This is a genomic window from Shewanella sp. QJM3NY_23, from assembly GCF_056173105.1.
The window spans coordinates 992,121-1,012,130 of sequence record NZ_CM149657.1 but is presented as its reverse complement, the minus strand read 5'-3'; the positions used below and the strand labels follow the sequence as shown (position 1 = coordinate 1,012,130).

Annotated in this window: 17 protein-coding genes; 3 read left to right on the top strand and 14 right to left on the bottom strand. The window is 44.0% G+C overall.

Translation table 11 applies throughout. From position 1 onward, the window contains the following. Positions 1–83: 83 nt before the first annotated feature. Complete coding sequence (locus tag AC0VXX_RS04620; protein ID WP_475516122.1) at positions 84–2,705, bottom strand: TonB-dependent receptor; 2,622 nt, start codon at positions 2,703–2,705, stop codon at positions 84–86. Positions 2,706–3,127: 422 nt separating this feature from the next. On the opposite strand from AC0VXX_RS04620, the gene AC0VXX_RS04615 reads away from it, so the two are divergent. Continuing rightward, entirely contained in the window at positions 3,128–4,150 is a 1,023-nt protein-coding gene (locus tag AC0VXX_RS04615; RefSeq protein ID WP_475516121.1) for a LacI family DNA-binding transcriptional regulator, read from the top strand. A 146-nt stretch (positions 4,151–4,296) separates the two neighbouring features. On the opposite strand, the gene AC0VXX_RS04610 is transcribed toward AC0VXX_RS04615, so the two are convergent. Then, the gene (locus tag AC0VXX_RS04610; protein ID WP_475516120.1) at positions 4,297–4,635 is read right to left on the bottom strand and encodes a P-II family nitrogen regulator; all 339 of its coding nucleotides are present in this window, start codon (positions 4,633–4,635) and stop codon (positions 4,297–4,299) included. 288 nt (positions 4,636–4,923) lie between these two features. Between AC0VXX_RS04610 and AC0VXX_RS04605 the strand changes: the two genes are divergently transcribed. Together AC0VXX_RS04605 and AC0VXX_RS04600 are read left to right on the top strand one after the other, a co-directional pair. Then, complete coding sequence (locus AC0VXX_RS04605; protein ID WP_475516119.1) at positions 4,924–5,436, top strand: GspH/FimT family pseudopilin; 513 nt, start codon at positions 4,924–4,926, stop codon at positions 5,434–5,436. A gap of 144 nt (positions 5,437–5,580) precedes the next feature. Beyond that, entirely contained in the window at positions 5,581–6,072 is a 492-nt protein-coding gene (locus tag AC0VXX_RS04600; RefSeq protein ID WP_475516118.1) for a GspH/FimT family pseudopilin, read from the top strand. Positions 6,073–6,156: 84 nt separating this feature from the next. On the opposite strand, the gene AC0VXX_RS04595 is transcribed toward AC0VXX_RS04600, so the two are convergent. The 12 genes from AC0VXX_RS04595 to murJ all read right to left on the bottom strand — a co-directional run bounded on the left by AC0VXX_RS04595 (position 6,157) and on the right by murJ (position 19,952). Then, positions 6,157–6,453: a TapY2 family type IVa secretion system protein gene (locus tag AC0VXX_RS04595; protein ID WP_475516117.1), complete on the bottom strand. Its 297-nt coding sequence runs from the start codon at positions 6,451–6,453 to the stop codon at positions 6,157–6,159. After that, entirely contained in the window at positions 6,450–6,848 is a 399-nt protein-coding gene (locus tag AC0VXX_RS04590; RefSeq protein ID WP_475516116.1) for a type IV pilin protein, read from the bottom strand. Before AC0VXX_RS04590 ends, AC0VXX_RS04595 begins: the two co-directional genes overlap by 4 nt. Before the next feature lie 8 nt (positions 6,849–6,856). Further along, entirely contained in the window at positions 6,857–10,387 is a 3,531-nt protein-coding gene (locus AC0VXX_RS04585) for a pilus assembly protein (protein ID WP_475516115.1), read from the bottom strand. Positions 10,388–10,391: 4 nt separating this feature from the next. Beyond that, complete coding sequence (locus AC0VXX_RS04580) at positions 10,392–10,826, bottom strand: pilus assembly PilX family protein (RefSeq protein ID WP_475516114.1); 435 nt, start codon at positions 10,824–10,826, stop codon at positions 10,392–10,394. Positions 10,827–10,837: 11 nt separating this feature from the next. Continuing rightward, positions 10,838–11,857: a PilW family protein gene (locus AC0VXX_RS04575; protein WP_475516113.1), complete on the bottom strand. Its 1,020-nt coding sequence runs from the start codon at positions 11,855–11,857 to the stop codon at positions 10,838–10,840. Beyond that, positions 11,858–12,397 carry a type IV pilus modification protein PilV gene (gene pilV, locus AC0VXX_RS04570; protein ID WP_475516112.1) on the bottom strand — a complete coding sequence of 180 codons (540 nt, stop codon included), beginning with the start codon at positions 12,395–12,397 and terminating at the stop codon, positions 11,858–11,860. It abuts the gene before it with no gap. Positions 12,398–12,626: 229 nt separating this feature from the next. Continuing rightward, the gene (ispH, locus tag AC0VXX_RS04565) at positions 12,627–13,556 is read right to left on the bottom strand and encodes a 4-hydroxy-3-methylbut-2-enyl diphosphate reductase (RefSeq protein ID WP_475516935.1); all 930 of its coding nucleotides are present in this window, start codon (positions 13,554–13,556) and stop codon (positions 12,627–12,629) included. Between the two features lie 29 nt (positions 13,557–13,585). Next, entirely contained in the window at positions 13,586–14,008 is a 423-nt protein-coding gene (gene fkpB, locus AC0VXX_RS04560) for an FKBP-type peptidyl-prolyl cis-trans isomerase (RefSeq protein WP_475516111.1), read from the bottom strand. Positions 14,009–14,012: 4 nt separating this feature from the next. Next, positions 14,013–14,525 carry a signal peptidase II gene (lspA, locus tag AC0VXX_RS04555; protein ID WP_475516110.1) on the bottom strand — a complete coding sequence of 171 codons (513 nt, stop codon included), beginning with the start codon at positions 14,523–14,525 and terminating at the stop codon, positions 14,013–14,015. Between the two features lie 10 nt (positions 14,526–14,535). Continuing rightward, positions 14,536–17,358, bottom strand: coding sequence for an isoleucine--tRNA ligase (gene ileS / locus AC0VXX_RS04550; RefSeq protein ID WP_475516109.1), 2,823 nt, complete (start codon positions 17,356–17,358; stop codon positions 14,536–14,538). 33 nt (positions 17,359–17,391) lie between these two features. Further along, positions 17,392–18,327 (bottom strand): bifunctional riboflavin kinase/FAD synthetase, encoded by a 936-nt coding sequence (gene ribF / locus AC0VXX_RS04545; RefSeq protein WP_475516108.1) that lies wholly within the window; start codon positions 18,325–18,327, stop codon positions 17,392–17,394. A 65-nt stretch (positions 18,328–18,392) separates the two neighbouring features. Further along, a complete protein-coding gene (murJ, locus tag AC0VXX_RS04540) occupies positions 18,393–19,952 on the bottom strand; it encodes a murein biosynthesis integral membrane protein MurJ (RefSeq protein WP_475516107.1) in 1,560 nt (519 codons plus the stop codon). Between the last annotated feature and the right edge of the window lie 58 nt (positions 19,953–20,010).

The window sequence follows — 20,010 nt, the reverse complement described above, 5'->3', positions numbered from 1 at the left end:
AGCAAGAGTTTTAGCCTTGCCATGCTGCCAATAAAAAGCCCAGCAGATGCTGGGCTTATGACGATAGATCATCAGAACAGAGATTAGAACCTAAGTGCTACACCCACCTTGTATCGAGCTTCACCTTCGAAGCTCCACACTGGATAATCGGCCTTAAATTCAGGGATAACCTCGGCATCTAGCGGAGCAACACCTGTTTGTATGCTATCTTCTTCGGTTAAATTAACTGCTTCGAAGGTAATGTCCATCCAATCAGTAATACTGTAGTTCATGCTTAAGTCGAGTGAACCATAGTCTTCATGTTGACGGTTGCCATAAAATCCTGGCAGTTCACGCATCATGTACTCACTACGCCAGTTGTAAGCCAAGCGAGCATTGAAGCTCTCCATCTCATAGTAACCGACTAAGTTAACAGTATGCTTAGACGAGTCAGAGAAGACACCTACTTGATCAGGATAGTTCTCCGCTGGTGAACCCGCATCGGCAAAGGTGTAGTTAACCGAGTAGCCAAAACCGTTGTCATATGAGTCTTGAAGTTGTAATTCAATCCCTTCGATACGACCACCATCGGCATTGTACTTTTCACTGACGGTCCAGCAATCGTAAATTCCAACGCCGCATTCGCTTCCACCTTGAGCGATAAGGTTATTGTCTTCAATACCAATCTGCTGCTTCAACTCTTGACGAGTGGTAATAAATGAGCTGACATCTTTAATAAAGTAAGTGACCGACGCTAAGCCTTCACCGCCAAAATACCACTCTAAGCTAAGATCTGCTTGCGTGGCTTTAAACGGGTCTAATGAAACTGAGCCACGGTTTAGTTTTTCATTGCTTGGCGTGTTGTCATTCCAGCCTGGTAAGGTTGATGTAGCAAAAAGCTCAGAATAGTTAGGACGCGATATAACTTGCGCCGCAGAGGTACGTAAAATCAGATCTGGAGCTAAATCAAATGCGATATTCACACTTGGCAACACATCGTTATAGCTAGACTTATCAGTACTCATCTCATCGGCAAATTGGCCTGAATCACTCAATGCATAGTAATCTGATTCGACATCGGTAGAGATAAAGCGCAAACCAAAGTTACCGCGAATACCATCGGCCTCAAAATTCGCCATCGCGTACGCCGCGAAGTTTTTCTCGTTCAAGGTTCCGTAACCCGACTTATCGCGAGTAAAGCCATCAACAGCGGCATATGCATCATTGATCATCGCATCAAAATTGGGCTTAGGTAGCGTAAAACCAGCACCTGAAGACATGGTACCTGAATAATAAGCCGAGGCGTCTTTTTCGGCGATATCACCCACAATAGCGGCATCAGTTTCTTGAGTCACATCATGGTCGGCGTAGCGCACACCGGTTTTAATTGAAGTAATAGCCCCAAAGTCAACAGGGAAGGTTAAATCGACTTGCGCATAAGTCTCTTCATCTGTATTAGGTTGTTTTTTCAATGCCCAACCAGCCGTTGCCAGTTTTTCATTAAAGTCACTGGCATCAAAATCTTTATTTGCAATATCGATAAGAATCTTTTCGCCGGTAGCATCATAGTGGCCAGCAAAGTCACCTGGTTGACCAATTGAATTACCATAATTAGACGTTAGACTCGTGCCACCATCTGAGCTGGTATTACCAACACGACCTTCTAGAGTGAAATTATCCGCTTCATACTTAAAGTCAAAGTCATAGGTGTCAGACGACATCTCAGCTTGACGAGCCCAAGTTTGTGCCCATGCAAACCCGCCTTCACCTGTATGAGTAATATCAGTACAAACACCGGCTGCATTGGTTTGATTACAGGTACTTACACCTTGTTGAGTTGGAAACAAGAAAATAGAAGTATTAGCGTTATCCGCCTTTAAATCCATACTGGTTACCGTGAGGCCAAACTCTAATTTATCTGTAGGACGATACTGCGCTGCAACGTTATATGCCGTACGCTCTCTGTCTTGTTGGAATGTCGTGGGGACAATTTCACCCCAGCCCAATAAAGTCTCGATACCATTGCGTTGATATTCAGTTTGAGAGCCTGCTGCCGACACTAGAATACCGAAGTTTTCGTTGTCATTTTTCCAACTGTATAGTCCTGAAAGCGCCGGATCTGTCTCTTCTGAGATAGTTCCATAATCACCTTTAGCACTTAGGAACACAGTGTTGGCATCTAAATCTAACGGCTTACGGGTCTTAACGATGACAGTGCCGCCGATACCACCTTCGGTGATGTCAGCCTGTGAAGACTTATACACTTCAATACCGCTCACCATCTCAGGTGGCAGTAGTGAATAGTTAAAACTACGGTCAATAGCCTGTTGATCAAACCAGCCAGTTGAGGCAACTGAGTGACCATTGAGCAGCGTTCGGGTAAGTTGTGATGAAGCACCACGAATAGACACCTGCTGCCCCTGACCAAATTGACGATTAACTGTCACACCAGGGATACGGGCTAAAGACTCACCCACATCGCCATCGGGAAATTTACCAATATCTTCAGCGGTAACAGCGTCGACAACTGCATCAGAAAAGCGCTTAGCGTTAATAGACGCTTTCATCGATGCACGTAAACCACGCACTTCGATTTTTTCAATATTATCGGTATTAACGGTTTCTACCTCAGCTTCCGCTGCGATGGCTGAAACCGACATTGCACCGCTCATCAGTAGTGCAATATTTGTAGCTAGTATACTTTTCTTAAAAGTAGATGGTCGCATCTCGTATCCCTTCCATAACTTTATTATCGTTTTAGTTTCATGCCCATTCCTTCAACAGGAATGACAACGCTGTCATGTGAGTACAAAGATTACACAACAATTAACACTTGCGCCACAACAAAATAACCAAATGAGATAAAATATCGTCTACCCCATCACAAACCCAAAAAGAATTAATTTAGAAAATAGAATATAAGCTGCTGATAATATTCATTTAAAATAATGTTTAGATTTAGTATCGATTAAGGAGAATCGTTCGAATAAAATGCTAAAATCGATTTGATGATTGCTTAATCAGATAAAAATTAGCAATATTGTCGGTAGGGGAAGTGAGATCTGCTGTGTCGTCATACAGTACATCGTTTGAAAAAATTAAATTCTGTAGACTGCAATTAGCAGCTATCACAATGAGTGTCCACTAGATGAAAGTAACCATAAATGATGTCGCCAAGTACGCTGGAGTCTCAATAAAGACGGTATCCAGAGTCACCAACAAGGAGCCGTCGGTCAGGCAGGCCACCATTGATAAGGTTAATCAAGCCATTACGGCGCTTAACTACCAACCCAATGTGGCCGCGCGTAACCTAGCAGGGACCAAATCGTATGTCATCGCTTTTGTGTATGACAACCCAAATGCCTACTATGTCATTGATATGCAAAATGGTATTTTATCAGCATGCAAACAAAGGGGGTACGAGCTACTGATCCATCCTTGTGACGCAACGTCCGAAAATATCTGCCAAGAACTAACAGATATGGTGCGCCACGCACGCCTATCGGGCTTAGTACTCACTCCGCCTCTGTCAGAAGATCCCAAAGTGCTCGCGGCACTGGATAACATTAACGCTAATTATGTGCGTATTATTGCCGGTGAAGCAGCAGATCAATATGGCGGCTTAACCGTACTGGTTAACGACAGACAGGGCGCTGTATCGATTACCCAACATTTAATCGATCTTGGCCATAAACAGATCGCCTTTCTTAGCGGTGATCAGCAGCACGAATCGACAAAAGAGCGCTTAGCTGGCTTTAAGCAAGCAATGCAAAACAACCAGTTACCCGTTAATGAAACTTATATCATTAATGGTCAATACTCTTTTGAATTTGGGGTTGAAGGTGCTAAAGCACTGTTAAGCAACTCTGAAAGACCGACTGCTATTGTCGCCTGTAATGATGAAATTGCCGCAGGAGCCTTATTTGCAGCACGTTTAGAAGGTGTGTCAATTCCCGCCGAACTGTCCATTGTAGGCTTTGAAGACAGTCCTTTTTCGCGGCAAACTTGGCCTAAACTCACCACTGTTCATCAGCCAAACGATAAGATAGCCCAAACCGCTACCGAGTTACTCATTGCGCAGCAAAACAAACAAGAAGACACCCCAACCGAGCATATGTTTATGCCAGAGCCCGTGATCAGAGATTCCTCTGCAAGCCCACTGTTATCCTAAGAGTTAACTTAGTTATGGACGCGCGACGCAGGCAATAAAAAGCCGTTGTTTAGTAGCAACGGCTTTTTAATAGCTTGATGATTAACGGCAACCAATAACAAGATGTCCCAGTGACTAAGGTCTGTCACTAGTAGCAGTCACGATAATTACACCGCCTCTTCGTTTTCTTCACCAGTTCGAATACGGATAACACGCTCAATTTCGGTAACAAATATCTTACCATCGCCAATTTTACCCGTTCTAGCGGTATCGACTATCACTTCGATAGCCTGCTCTAATTGCTCGTCCTGGATAACAAGTTCAATTTTTACCTTAGGTAAAAAATCGACCATATATTCGGCGCCGCGATATAATTCGGTGTGACCTTTCTGGCGCCCAAAACCTTTGACTTCAGAAACTGTCATGCCTGTAATGCCAATTTCAGCCAGAGATTCCCGTACGTCATCTAACTTAAATGGCTTAATTATGGCTTCAACTTTCTTCATCAAACGCTCCCTTTAACTTAATTTGGCAATAACAACATATTGTTATTAGCTTACCACGCTATATGGTTACGCAGAAGTTGAATATCTACAACACCAAGCAGAAGTAAAATCCGCGGCGAAGAACAATACCAACCAACATCCTACAACAAATGGGCGGCGACAACCTCCAACAACTATACTTTAGTTCTGCTGCCAATTTTTAAGTCAGCCGATATAACCGACCCACTAAGTTACACCCCATGAATGTGATCACAGGATACGATCACTATGTACGCACAGGGATGAAGTATGAAAAAATATCATGGATTTAATCTCATCGAATTAATGGTGACTTTAGTTGTCGCCACCATCTTAATCGGAATCGCCGCACCAAGCTTAAGTAACCTTTATGATGCACAGCGGGCAAACAGCGCAATCAGAGAGATTCAACAAACATTACAATTTGGCCGAAATGCGGCGATAAGTTACGGATTGCGCGTCACCATTTGCCCACTAAAAGATAACCAATGCGATGACAATTGGCAGAACGGATTAACCGTGTTTACCGATTCAGGCGTGCTCAATCAACTTGATAATAGTGACCAATTACTATTAACCACAGGCCCATTTAATTCTAACGATAGCGTAACTTATAATCGGGATGCGATTCGTTTTTTACCCGACGGGCTCGCTTCAGGAACGAATGGAACACTCATTTATTGCCCGAGTTCTACCGATAACCCAAATGCACGAGCCGTTATAGTTAATCAAGCTGGTCGGGTTCGGTTTTCAAATAAAAAAGATATCAACTGCATTAAGTAATGCCAACCTCTTCCCACGACGCCACATATTGTGTGATAACCTTTTTAATGCCAATTTATTGGCATTAAAAAGAATAAGTTATATATACTGAAATTGAAAAAGTTCTCGCTTATACTTAACCCGATAACAACGAGGACAATATCAATGCGACATCCGCAACAAGGGTTCACCCTAGTCGAACTCATGGTCACTATCGTGATAGCTGGCATATTACTCACCATTGGCGTTCCCTCTTTAATATCTATTTATGAAGGTGTTCGTGCCAATAATAATATTGAAAAAATTCATAATATCATGGCATTTGCACGTAACCAGGCAATTAGTTACGGCACAACGGTCAATGTCTGCCCATTTGCAAGTGCAACCTCTTGTGGTTCGACAACAGATTGGAGCGGTGGCATTAGGGTGTTTATTAACGCAAATGGCGCCGAAACTGAATTGAGGGCGATCGACGGTTTTAACAGTCAGGATGCTATAAAAGGGCCTAGCGGTAACATCACCTTTTCATCAGAAGGCTTATCAACTGGAGGAACCATTATCTACTGCCCTAACGGTAAAGCCGACTCATCACAGAGTATCAATATTAGTAGCAGCGGGCTGATATCTTATGGTTCGACAGGTATTACTTGCTCATAAACACGACCAAAATAATAAAAAGCCCTGAACATATTACGACTAAAAGTCGTTATGACAGGGCTTTATATTAATAGCTATCGAAGCCTATCTTAATGTTCGCTCATCTAACGCTTTAGAATTATCGCTGCTAAACACTTCTGTTAACGGTACACACTCAACAACATCTTGAATAAAATATTTTTTCCCCTTGGTATCCACTAATTGCTTACCGGGAAGCGATGCGATTTTGAGCGCCACACCTTGTGATTTCCAACGATAAAAAACCACCTTATCTCCCTTGGCGGTATTAATATGGCATTTATAATCTTGTTTGTTATTCCCCCCCTCAGCTAGAACGAAAAGGGGCACGGCACATAATATTACGATAATAAATTTAATCATTTCCAACACTCCGTTGACGGGCCTTTAACACCAGCAGATGTCATGGTGATTGTCGCACAACTCGTATCCCTGCGAGCTTGACTCCCCTGCGCCGTTGCTGTGATGGTAAAAGAACTGGTATCTGCCGAGGTGACAGAGTAATGACCCGCTTCGGTCACAAACGGGCTTGCAGCAAGGCCAAGCTTAGTCATGTCTGTCGCATAGGTACGGTTATCCAAATAGTACTGTTCTTGCAAGTTAGCGACCCTCAGTATCGCGGCAACCCCCTCAGCACGACCACTTTTAGTAATATAGTCAATATATGAAGGGTAAGCGATTGACGCCAAGATACCGATAATAGCTACCGTTATCATCAGTTCTATCAAAGTGAAGCCGTCTAAATTAGTTTTTTTCATTAACTCGCTTACTCATTTAAATGATAATAAATTCTATTGGTGGTTAAACCTGCACCCAGTCCTATAGTGCCTTTGCATTCGCCATTTTCGCACTCCCCTTTACCCACACCAATAATATAGGCCGTTGACTCTTCGCCATCTTCAGGTTTAGGAATCACAATTTGTGGAGTATCTGGTACCCTTTCACCAATATCGTAATAAGGTTCACTGTAACTACGGGTACCACGATGCAGATCGAAATCGCGTAAACGCCCCTGACCAGAGAAACCACATATTCCAGCATCCAAATCGACTTCTAACTCTGCAGGAGGAACAAATGAGGTAAAATACACTTTGCCATTAAAAATCAATGACGCAGATAGACTCTTTTCGCCTGCTGCTTCAAAATTGAAGTACCAACCTCTTTTAGTACCAAATGCAATATTTTCAGCCTGGGTATTCGGGGCGGCAGAAGTCACGTCATACAAATTAGATAACGTCAATGGCGCAGGCGCGTTATCACCTAAGTATGATTTAGTGACAACATTACGGTCTTGAAACACATAAAACATATCATTTGTTGATTTGTCCTTAGGATGCGTTCTATTACCGGTACCAATGGTAACGGCATCATAAGGAATATTTTGATAGCTAATAACATCATCTTCACTATTTATGTTATTAAACTGTGTTTGTGCGACAGTGGGTTCAGAAAAGAACATCCTATTGTTAGGTGACAGACCTTCACTAATCGATGCAAACTTAAACACTGACCAACTACTCTGAACCGCAGACGGTAGATCCATTCGCCAGATATTACCTGAAATATCAGAGGCGTATACTCTATCGGTAATGCCATCATTATTACTATCAAGTATCGCAACCTTATTAGGCACGCTCCCCATATCGTCTGCAGTGAATTTTTTGATAAAATTCCCCGTTTCTGCATTCACAATAAATATCCCTTGCCCATTTCCTGCTGCGGATGACATCCCGCCACCAAAAATCAACACTGGACTTTCTATGCCAGGTACAAAGCTAACCGTCGGTTCAGACCAAGTTTGTCCAAGATCTTCTAATCCCACAGTATCTGAATTAATCATCCATTTAAAACTAGGTGCGTCTGGATTGGTGATATCTAGTGCGTAATAAGATGCACCGCCTCGCCTCATCCCGAGGAAAACCCATGCTTTATTCACTTTCCCATCAGTCCCTGTTTCTGTATAGGCCACGGGTGACAAATCCATTCCATAGACACTATGGCTTCCTGTGGGGGTATTCTCTCTTAAAGTCGGAACATTATGCCACAGCTCATCAGGTATAAATGCCCAAGACTCCGTCACGTCACCAACCGAATAATCATCGCTACCTGAATCAGAATCTTTAAACATATGCACTAACCCCTGATTGGTACCTACTAAAATACGAACATCGAGATTTTCAGTGCCGTCTGGATTGGGTTTCTCACCAAAATTGATGGCCAGCGGTTTCGAATGCAGCGGATCTCCCATGATATCTTCTCTGGCATCAACCACACTACCATCATTATCATTATCATCTACATCGACACCATAGAGCCAATCAAGATCAACTTGCGAATGGGTGGTCGTAAATCGAGAACCATCTATATCAATTAGTGCTCCGGCACTATTGGTCTTAATATTACGCCCTTTTAGTGCTGTTCTGAGTGCTGGCAAAACCCCTCCCGCATTAACTTTATTACCGTCGATATTATTGGCGGCACAAGTGTTCCAGAAGGTGCAAGTCGAGGCTGCAATATTACCGTTAGAGTCGATCGCCTTTGAGCTACCACCAGGCCCAACAATTTCCCCTGATGAGTTAACTTTAAGCTTCTTCAGATTACCACTCCATCTTGGGCCACTGCTAGGTAAAAACATCGCAAAATAAGCTGAATTATACGTTTGTGTTTTATCGAAATTATTACTGGCAATACTCGGAGAGGTAAATGACGAATCAATAGATAAAATTGATTTTAATGCATCATCCATGGCCTCAACTAAATCAAGCCCGGTTTTAGCGACATAATATCCTTTAGACACCCCATTATCGTCTCTTGGATTTCCCCCTCGAAATGCCGCTTCTTCTAATAAAGAGGCAGCAACATCAGCGCCATCCGAAAACCCTATGGTAAATAGCCTTACATTTTGACGATTATCAACACCCGATACATCTTTTATTCCTGTTACTAAATCGTTATTGGACATATAAGCCGCTAGTGCGGGTAAATAACTGGTTTCTGTTTTACCTTTGGAATTAACAAAATTAAAACCGTCATAATTGGCAGCGACTTTAGCCGAACCGGTTAACGCCTTAATGGCACCATTTGCAGAACTATCCATTGTCGGTGCGCCATCGGTAATATAGATGACGTAGGCGGTATCGGGGCACTTTTTGAAAGGCGAACTATAGTTACCCGAGCTCAAAATATTAGGTGGTGAATTGGGGACATAATCCTTAATTTTATTATTCGGACTACCTTGGCTATCATCGTTACCAAATGTAACTGGGCCACCACTAAAATATTGATAAGCTTCAAATAATGTCTCACACAACGGTGTGTTCGTCTCTGCAGGCATGCTATCGACCAAGGCAATAAGGTCATTTTTATTCGTATCGTTCATTGGTTTAATGCTAGAGATTATCCGCCCGCCATCGGCATAGCCATCACTAGGGTAATTCAAATTAAAAACGGCTAACCCTGCATCTATCGGGATTTTCAAGCCATTTAATGCACTTTTTATCGCTTCTTTAGCTACTTCTAAGCGAGTGCCTGTTCCACCACTACTTTGACCATCCGATGTACTTGTTACCCATTTATTCCACACCAAATAATGGGCGGTATAAAGCGTAACCGGAGAACCTAAACCAAATTCACTATTATCGAGACTGTATTGTCTGTCTTGTTCTGATGAGCCATAAATATATTGCGCTGTGCTATCAATAGGGTAACCATTTTCAAACGGTTTACTCTTATCAAACCCTGGGTTTTTGGGATCGCGATTATTTATATCTTCAAAACAATCAACTATTTGATTTTGATTAAAGCCGTTATTATTAGCTAAAGGCTCCCATTTGCCTGTATTTCCAGATTTTTTGTATTCTCTTAAATAGCCAGTATAACGCCCCCGCTCAGCTAGCGCATTTACTGCGGTGTTACAGTTATTATTCTCTGCATAGAAACGGCGAGCATCTTTAGGCTCATCAGGGGTAGGCATAGTACTCGAGTTATCTATTCCGCCCGCATTCCAATAGGTACCTTTATCATTAATATAACCAGAATAACCTTCGAGATAGTCATCAAATCCGTCGGCATATTCACACTCATTATTTCGCTCAGCCTCCGCCGAACAGTAGTTACTCACCGCGTTTTGATCTTCGGTAGACATACTGCCCGAATTATCAAAGATGAATAATACTTGCGGCCGTTTGCCCGTCCTCACAGTTGAATCGACTAAATAGAGCTCGGTATCGTCAGCAAAGCTGACTCCAGAAACCATAACGGTAGCCACGACTGCGCTGCATAATAATTGTTTAAACATAATATTAAATCCCTGTAAGCACTTGCTGCTCAACTCCGGCAGCGACTGTCAATGACCCTAGATTATTACGACCGAATGCCACACTGCTCGTCACTTCAGACCGTCTACAGCTAACTAAATTTGCACCAGTTGCGTTCGTTGTTCTTTGACACCCAACATCTCGAACTCCCGTTTCTGGTAGCGGTGTTATCACCTGAGTTGCATTAAACTCACTCGCCGATGTTGGCGCAGACATGTTGGCAAGTAAGGAGCCTGCATTATTTGCAATAACCTGTTCTAATCCACCGTCTGCAATTGCCTTTGCTTCTATTCTTTCTGCACCAGCTCCCGACATACGCAGTGATTGGGTCGAATTAACGGCCAGTGCAATACCAATAACGGTCATAATAACGAGTACAATAAGTGAGAAGAAAAGCACAATACCCTTTTGATTATTCATCTGATACCTACTTAACTATTAATGAGTACGGGATTTTCGAGAATGATTGTCGTAGATAACACTTTGCGCCTAAAATTATCTTTTGGAGCAGCAATCGTCTTATCACCAAGTGTGTATACTGTCTCGTTCGTGTAACTTCTATCCTGTTCAACAGAGCGTACTAATAAATGAACTTTTATAGCCACCAATCGCTGAAAAGACTCATTATCCCACATTAATGATGTCACCTCTGACTCTGCAATGTAACGATCTGGCGTACCATCGCCATTATTATCAAATCCATAGAGAAAACGCATATTCTCGATGCCTTCGACTAGCTGTTCGTTGTTATCCATTCCAGTATCAGTCAAGGTTTTACGGCGTAACACGGGGATTCCATTAGCATCGTCACCAATAAAATAAACATGATGTTGAAACTCCCATACACGAGAGTTTGTTAAATTAGTAGAGGGGTTGATGCCATTAAAAAATACTGCTTGGCTAGACGTTGCAGATACAAAGTAATGATCGCCATCTCCAACCGAAGGCACACTCCCATCACCAGGTCCTGCACTTGGTCCAATAAAACGTTTTATTTGCAGTACATCCGTTGCATTATTTACCCCTGACGACGCTAAACACGTTAATGAACCGCCACTTACACCAGCCTCATACCCCCACAAACGGCGAAAATGAGCCGGCTTATCATTGGGTAAACTGGCATTATTTAAACCAGACCTTGCCCCTGTACCGACACAATCAGCGCCTGTAATCTCATTATCTACGATGGTATTTGTACCGACGATAAAGTCAGTACCCGTCATATCTCCCATAAACCCAAGTTGTGAAAGATCGCGTTCCATAATCGCCAAGGCAATACGGCCATTTTCTTGCAGTTGGTTAAATTGACTGGTGGTGGTGACATTAGAGGAGGACATGCTAAACATGGTGAATATGCCAGCAGTTAAAAATAAGCTAATCACCAAGGCAACCATCAACTCCACAAGTGATAGCCCTGACTGTAAATAATAACGACCTGACTTATTTTTCATCTATATAATCACTGTTTGAATAGAATAGATACGACGGTTTTCAGTGCTAGCAGCGCACTTTGGTGATGTGTCGATAATGGGTGAGTCGGCATCAATTTGTGTTTCCCTTATGCCTCGCCATGCCATCACAACGGTCACCGTATTATCAGCAACGCTAATGCACCCCGTTGGCGTATCTAATCCGCCAACATTTTTCCCACCCAGGGTTTCTGCAGTCCCTACAAAAGAAGCACGCCACTCATATAAATCCCATGCAACGAGTTCAGCAGGATCACATAAAGCAGTCCCCTTACACTCTTTCCCCGCAGCAGAAGGTGCTCCCGAATAGGCCCCAGCATAACTAGCTATCTCGCCTCTATTTAACTTCATGCGGTTAATGATATCGTTAGCGTAATAAGAAGCTTGGGTCTGCTGGAATGATTCAAAGCTGCCTCGTTTGGCAACAACATGAAGATTAAAAATACCCACCAAGCCAATAACTAAAATGACTAGCGATACCATCACTTCTATCAGGGAAAACCCTTCCCCATTGTTTTTCATGGTGTCAACTCTCCGATATACGCCATTATTTTGACAGCCATTTCAGTGATTTAGTCTACAAAATCTGAAAGTTAGCTTGATCACAAACTATACTAGTTAATGATAGATTAGTCGAATGTTACTCGCTAGTAATATGTCAATCTGAATTGAATAAAAACGATTATTTGAGCAAATTCTAAGTACAAAAAAGGAGGCTAGGCCTCCTTATTTTGTCAAAACAGTGAGTTAATTACCTAAGCTCTGCAGGTACGGCAAAAACGGTGTCTTCTTTGCGCCCTTCCACTTCGGTAATCACGCTTGGCGCTAGCTGCGCTATAGCATCGATCACTTGCTTAACTAAGACTTCTGGCGCCGAGGCTCCAGCAGTCACAGCCACCTTCTCTACTCCATTAAACCAAGCGGCAACGATATCGTCAGCATTATCGACCAAATATGATTGAGTACCTTTCTTTATCGCCAGCTCTTTTAATCGATTTGAGTTTGAGCTGTTTTTAGAGCCCACCACGATAAACAAGTCGACATCATCGGCCACATTGCGCACCGCATCTTGACGGTTTTGGGTGGCATAGCAGATATCATCTTTGCGTGGCCCCTGAATCGACGGAAAACGCTTTTGTAAAGCATCAATCACGTCGGCGGTGTCATCCATAGAGAGCGTAGTTTGGGTGACAAAGCATAAGTTATCAGGATCTTTTACCACTAAAGCTTCGACATCGGCTGGAGACTCAACCAGTAAAACCCCACCTTCTGGGTTATCATATTGACCCATGGTGCCTTCAACTTCAGGGTGTCCAGCATGACCAATAAGGATACATTCGATGCCTTTACGGCTTGCTCGAGTCACTTGCAAGTGCACCTTAGTCACCAATGGGCAGGTGGCATCAAAAACCCGTAGACCACGTTGTTTAGCTTCGGCGCGAACGGCCTGCGAAACACCATGAGCACTAAAGATCACTATGCTGTCATCGGGAACCTGATTTAGCTCATCGACAAACACGGCGCCTCTATCTTTTAAGTTTTGCACCACGTAACGGTTATGCACGACTTCATGACGCACATAAATTGGCGGTGAAAACAGTTCAAGCGCACGCTCAACAATGCTGATGGCGCGATCGACGCCAGCACAAAAACCACGAGGGTTGGCCAGTTTGATTTGCAAGCTTTGCGGAGGGTTGGTCATCGCCATAATTAAAGTACCTGAACCACTTCTAATTCAAAGGTAACGGCACGGCCTGCCAACGGATGATTAAGATCAACCGTTATCGAGTCACCTAACACGTCACGCACTATTCCTGGAATTTCGCTGCCACCAGGGCCGGCAAAACTGACTATCACGCCAGCTTCTAAATTCATATCGGCAGGGAATTTTGTTCTGTCCATATGGTGAATAGCATCTGGGTTTGACTCACCAAACGCATCGGCCGCTTGCAATGTAAAGCTGTGCTTATCGCCTTGAGCCAAATTGATAAGTTCAGCTTCAAAAGCTGGGCTTAACGTCTCATCACCAATGTTTAACTTAGCCGGCTTGCCCGATGCTTTGGTACTATCGGCAGTCGAGCCATCTTCAAGTACTATATTCATGTGGCACAATAACGAACGAGATACAGACACTTAATTACCCCTTTGCGGCGCTTTCGCCGTTTGGTTTACGCTCGGTAATAAACGAATCAATAATGATAAGCCCTGCACCGACACAGATAGCTGAGTCGGCAATATTAAAGGCAGGAAAATGACTCGTATTCCAATAAAAATCAAGGAAATCGACAACAAATCCATGTTGTAATCGGTCGATTAAATTACCTAATGCACCACCAATAACCAAGGTGTAGGCCAAGTTTAATCGCCACAGACCGCGGTGCTGCTTGCGCAGCCACACAGTCAGCAGTGTACTAAAACCAACGGCCACTAGGGTAAATAACCAACGCTGCCAACCACCTGCATCACTCAAAAAGCTAAAGGCTGCGCCATAATTTCGCACATAGGTGAAATTAAAAAATGGCAGCAACTTGATTGACTCATACAGGTCAAATTTGGCTAACACCCATTGTTTGGAAAGTTGGTCGGCGATAAACACCAACACAACTATCCAATACCAACGTAAGCCACTCTCTTTCCAGCTTGATGGCATAACGATTCCTTTACGCGAATTGACGAACTTCGCCGTCACCTTCGATGTTAGTCACGCAGCGCGTACACAAGGTTGGATGCTCAGCCACTTGGCCAACATCTTCTCTGTGATGCCAGCAACGCTCACACTTCTGAGCAGTCGACTTGTGCAAGCCCAACTTCAGGCCTGTCAATTCAGTCACTATGGCATCGGCAGGTGCCTGTGTTAAATCAACCACTGTGGTCTTAGAGGTGAGTAACACAAAGCGCAGCTCGTCACCCAATGTGTTTAATGCGCTTGCAAGAGTCTCGTCGGCATAAAGAGTAATTTCAGCCTCTAGCGAGCCACCCACTTGTTTTTCACGGCGCGCATTTTCAATCACTTTGTTGACTTCATCACGCACGCTCAGCAGTTGCTGCCAATAGGCATCACTCAAGTCAGACTCAAGCGTCACCGATTGCAAACCTTCAAACCAGGTTTCGGTAAATACAAATTCACCACGTTCACCCGGTAGTAAGTGCCAAATCTCATCTGCGGTAAAGCTTAAGATTGGTGCAATCCAACGAACCATGGCTTCTGAAATCAGATACAAGGCTGACTGACAGCTACGACGAGCATGGCTGCTGTCTTTAGCGGTGTATTGTCTGTCTTTGATGATATCAAGGTAGAAACTGCCCAGCTCTACAGAGCAGAACTGCATCAGTTTTTGCGTCACTAAGTGGAAGTTATATTGATCGTACGCTTCAAGCAGTTCTTGTTGCAGTGCTGCGGCGCGGCGCACAACCCAGCGATCTAACGCCACCATGTCTTCGACGGCGACCATATCGGTTGCCGGCTCGAAACCAGTAAGGTTAGCTAGCAAGAAACGAGCGGTATTACGAATACGACGATAGGCATCGGCGCTACGCTTTAAGATCTCATCAGAAACCGTCATTTCACCGCTGTAATCGGTGGCTGCGACCCACAGGCGAAGAATGTCAGCCCCTAATTTATTGGTGACATGCTGCGGGGCAATCACGTTACCAACAGACTTAGACATCTTGCGGCCTTGACCATCAACGGTAAAACCGTGGGTCAATACTTGCTTGTATGGGGCTTTACCGTTCATGGCGGTTGAGATCATCAGCGATGACATAAACCAACCACGATGCTGATCGCTTCCCTCTAAATACAGATCAATGGGATGACCATGAAATTCTGGGCGTGCTGCAACAACCGATGAGAAGGTCGAACCTGAGTCATACCACACATCTAAGGTGTCAGTGACTTTACGGTATTGCTCCGCTTCATCACCAAGCAGTTCTGCGGCATCGAGATCCCACCAAGCTTGAATACCTTGTTGCTCAATGCGGTGCGCCACGCGCTCCATCAATGCCACGCTGTCTGGGTGTAACTCTTCAGTTTCACGGTGTACAAACAAGGTAATCGGCACGCCCCAAGTACGCTGGCGTGAAATACACCAGTCAGGACGGTTCTCGACCATTTTTTCGATGCGGCTTTGGCCCCAATCAGGGATCCACTGAGTCTGTTTAATTTCGCTCAATGCTTGCGTACGTAGCCCTTTTTGATCCATTGAGATGAACCACTGCGGCGTAGCGCGGAAGATAATTGGCGTTTTATGACGCCAGCAATGCGGATAGCTGTGATTAATCGCCACATGATTCATTAAGGCGCCCTTCTCTTCGAGCAGCGCAATAACACTCTTGTTGGCTTTAAATACATGTTGACCGGCAAAGATCTCTGTATCGGCTTTATAAACCCCGTTATCACCAACAGGATTCGCTACTTCTAAACCGTACTTTTGACCAACGACGAAATCGTCCTGACCATGACCAGGCGCGGTATGCACCACACCAGTACCAGAATCAACAGTTACGTGTTCGCCTAAAATAACCGGCACATCAAAGTCGTAGAAGGGATGGTTAAAACGTAATAGCTCTAGTTCAGCGCCAGCTACTTTCGCCAGCACAGTATGGCTTTGTGCGCCATAGCGCTCAACACACGACTCGACCAGTTCATCGGCTAACACTAAGGCTTGAGTATGACCATCTATAGTGATTTCAACCAAGGTATATTCAATGTTAGCCGCGACCGATAAGGCGCGGTTAGCTGGTAATGTCCACGGTGTGGTAGTCCAGATAACCATTGAAATACTATGCTGATAATCGCTTAAACCAAATTTAGCTAATAGCGCAGGTTTATCAACCACTGAGAATGCCACATCGATAGCTGGCGACATCTTGTCTTCATATTCCACTTCTGCTTCAGCCAAAGCAGAACCACAATCGGTACACCAATGCACTGGCTTAACGCCTTTGTGTAAATGGCCACTTTCAATCACTTTAGATAGCGAACGAACGATGTTGGCTTCGGTGCTAAAATCCATGGTTAGGTAGGGATTTTGCCAATCAGCAAACACACCTAAGCGGATAAAATCTTCACGCTGACCATCGACTTGTTTGGCGGCATATTCACGACATTGCTGACGAAACTCTGCTGCTGAAACCTTATGACCTGGCTTGCCGACTTTCTGCTCAACCTTAAGTTCAATCGGTAGACCATGACAATCCCAACCAGGAATATAAGGGGCATCGAAACCCGACATGGTTTTAGACTTGATAATAATGTCTTTAAGGATTTTGTTAACAGAGTGACCAATATGAATGTCACCGTTTGCATATGGAGGACCATCATGCAAAATAAAAGGCTTAGCCCCAGTGCGACTTTCACGAATCTTTTGGTATAGACCTTTTTCGGTCCAAGATTTCAACATCTCTGGCTCACGATTAGCCAAGTTACCACGCATCGGAAATTCTGTTTCCGGTAAATTCAGAGTAGATTTATAGTCGCTCATTTGATCCTATACCGTTTATTTAGCTAAAAGAGCTCAGCCTGCATCAAAGCCAAGCAGAGCCAGTGCTCTGTCAGCATCATTTTTAATTTGTCGCTTCAGCGCATCTAACGATTTAAATGGCTGTTCATCGCGAATTTTTGCCACCAATTCAACTTCAACGGTTTTTCCGTACAGATCACCGTCAAAATCAAACAAATGGACTTCTAACTGACAATGCTGTCCATTGACTGTCGGCCTAAAACCAACGTTGGCGACACCTTCATAGATATCACTTCCAGCCCAAAACAACTTAACAGCAAATACGCCCCGCACCGGAGACACTTTACGTTTTAAGGCTATGTTGGCCGTCGGAAAACCGATAGTACGACCAATTTTTTCGCCATGAGCAACTCGGCCACACAGGGTAAAAGGGTGCCCTAGTAGACGCCTAGCTTGCTCTAAATTGCCCAGTGCTAACTGCTTTCTAATTTCGGTGGAGCTGACACGCTTGTCTCCAAGGACAAAACTTGCCGTGCTGACCACCGCGAAACCAAACTTTTCGCCCGCACGCTTAAGCATGTCGAAATTACCGCTTCGATGTTGGCCAAAACAAAAATCGTCGCCAACAACTAAGTATCTTACCCCAAGCTGTTTAACTAATAATTGTTCGATAAATGCTTCGGCAGGCATCGCGGCAAACTTGCGGTTAAAGTTAACACACAGTAAACGGTCAATCCCTAACTCTTCTAGCAACACAATTTTATCACGCAGCAGACTCAAGCGCGCAGGCGCGCTATCACCTTGAAACAGCTCTTGAGGCTGAGGTTCAAACGTCATTAACGTTGCCGGGACACCATGTTGCTGCGCTTTTTTGACTAGCGCAGTAATGACTTCGGCATGGCCACGATGGACACCATCGAAATTGCCAATCGTCAGCACACAGCCATGGTGTCTAGGTAAAATATTATGTATACCGCGGATCAGTTCCATTACATTCAATAACTAGCAAGCATAAGTTGGCGGATTATATACCAGCTAAGCGCGATAATCAGCACTCAAAAGCCAGCTTTCACTCTCCAAGGACGAATTCCTAACAATATCATAGTCAATGAGTAGACCACAGCTCCGAGTCCTATAAGGCTTGACAAGGTCATAGCTCGCGCAGTGAACGACATGCCAAGCCACTGTTCTATAATAGGTAATTGTAGTAATAACACAGCTACCATCAAGCTGGCTGCAACCAAGGTTTTAATAAAAAAGATGAAAGTCTGCTTACTAACTTGATACACACCAGCACGATGCAAACCACTATATAACAAGCCGGCATTCAACAACGCCGACATAGAAGTGGCAATCGCTAAACCAACATAGCCAAAGGGAATGGCGAAAATCAGGTTAAATCCCATATTACTAACCATAGCGATAATGCCATAGCGCACTGGAGTTTTGGTATCCTGACGAGAGTAATAGCCTGGCGCTAGCACTTTGATCAACATAAAGCTGAGTAATCCCGCGCCGTAAGCCATCAAGCTGTATGACGCCATATTAACATCCTCAAGGCTAAAGGCTCCGCGCATAAACAACACCATCAACATAGGTTTAGCCAGCACAATTAAGCCACACATGGCGGGGAGTCCAAGCAATAAAATGGCTTTTACCCCCCAATCCATGGTCTGGGAAAACCCTTCGTCTTGCGCATTCACATGCCGTTTAGATAATGCAGGTAAAATCACAGTTGCAATGGCAATGCCGAATAACCCAAGGGGAAACTCTAATAAGCGGTCAGAATAATAGAGCCAACTGATAGAGCCTGTTACCAAGAAGCTGGCAATAAAGGTATCGAGCAGCAGGTTTATTTGCGACACAGACACCCCAAATAACGCCGGGATCATCAAGGTTCTAATTTTCACCACCCCAGGATGGTGCCAACCCCATGATGGCTTAACTAATGCTTTCTCACGTAACAAAAAGGGGATTTGAAACAAAAACTGGATCACGCCACCGAAAAAGACGCCCCAAGCGAGACCAATTTCAGGTTTTTGTAATGTTGGTGCGAGATAGATAGCGGCCGCGATAATGGCCACATTTAAAAATACAGGCGTGAAAGCCGACACTGCAAAGCGACCTCGAGTGTTAAGAATTGAGCCAGCCAGTGCAGTAAAGGTGATAAACCACAAATAAGGAAAGGTAATTTTAAGCATTAATGAAGCCAGTTCAAACTTTTCACCATTAGGCTCATCATTTAACCAAGCTAAAAACCAACCACCACCAAACAAGGCTGTTAATACTGGCGAGGCCAATACCCCGACCAAAGTCACTATCGTCACTAAAATACCGAGTGTACCAGCCACTTTCGACAGCAGCTCACGTACCTCCTGCGCGTTATGTTTTTCTTGATATTCCGTTAATACTGGCACGAAAGCTTGTGCAAAGGCCCCCTCGGCAAAAAGACGCCTTAAAAAATTAGGGATTTTATTGGCAAAAAAGAACACATCGGCACTGCTACCTGCCCCCATTAAGTTAGCGATAACCACATCGCGCACAAGCCCTAAAACACGAGAAATCAATGTCATGGCACTAACAATCATGCCAGACTTAAATAGTTTCTTGCTCAAAACGCCCCCTGAACTGAGCACAGACAGCGACAAAATAAACCGAAAAGTCTATTTATCC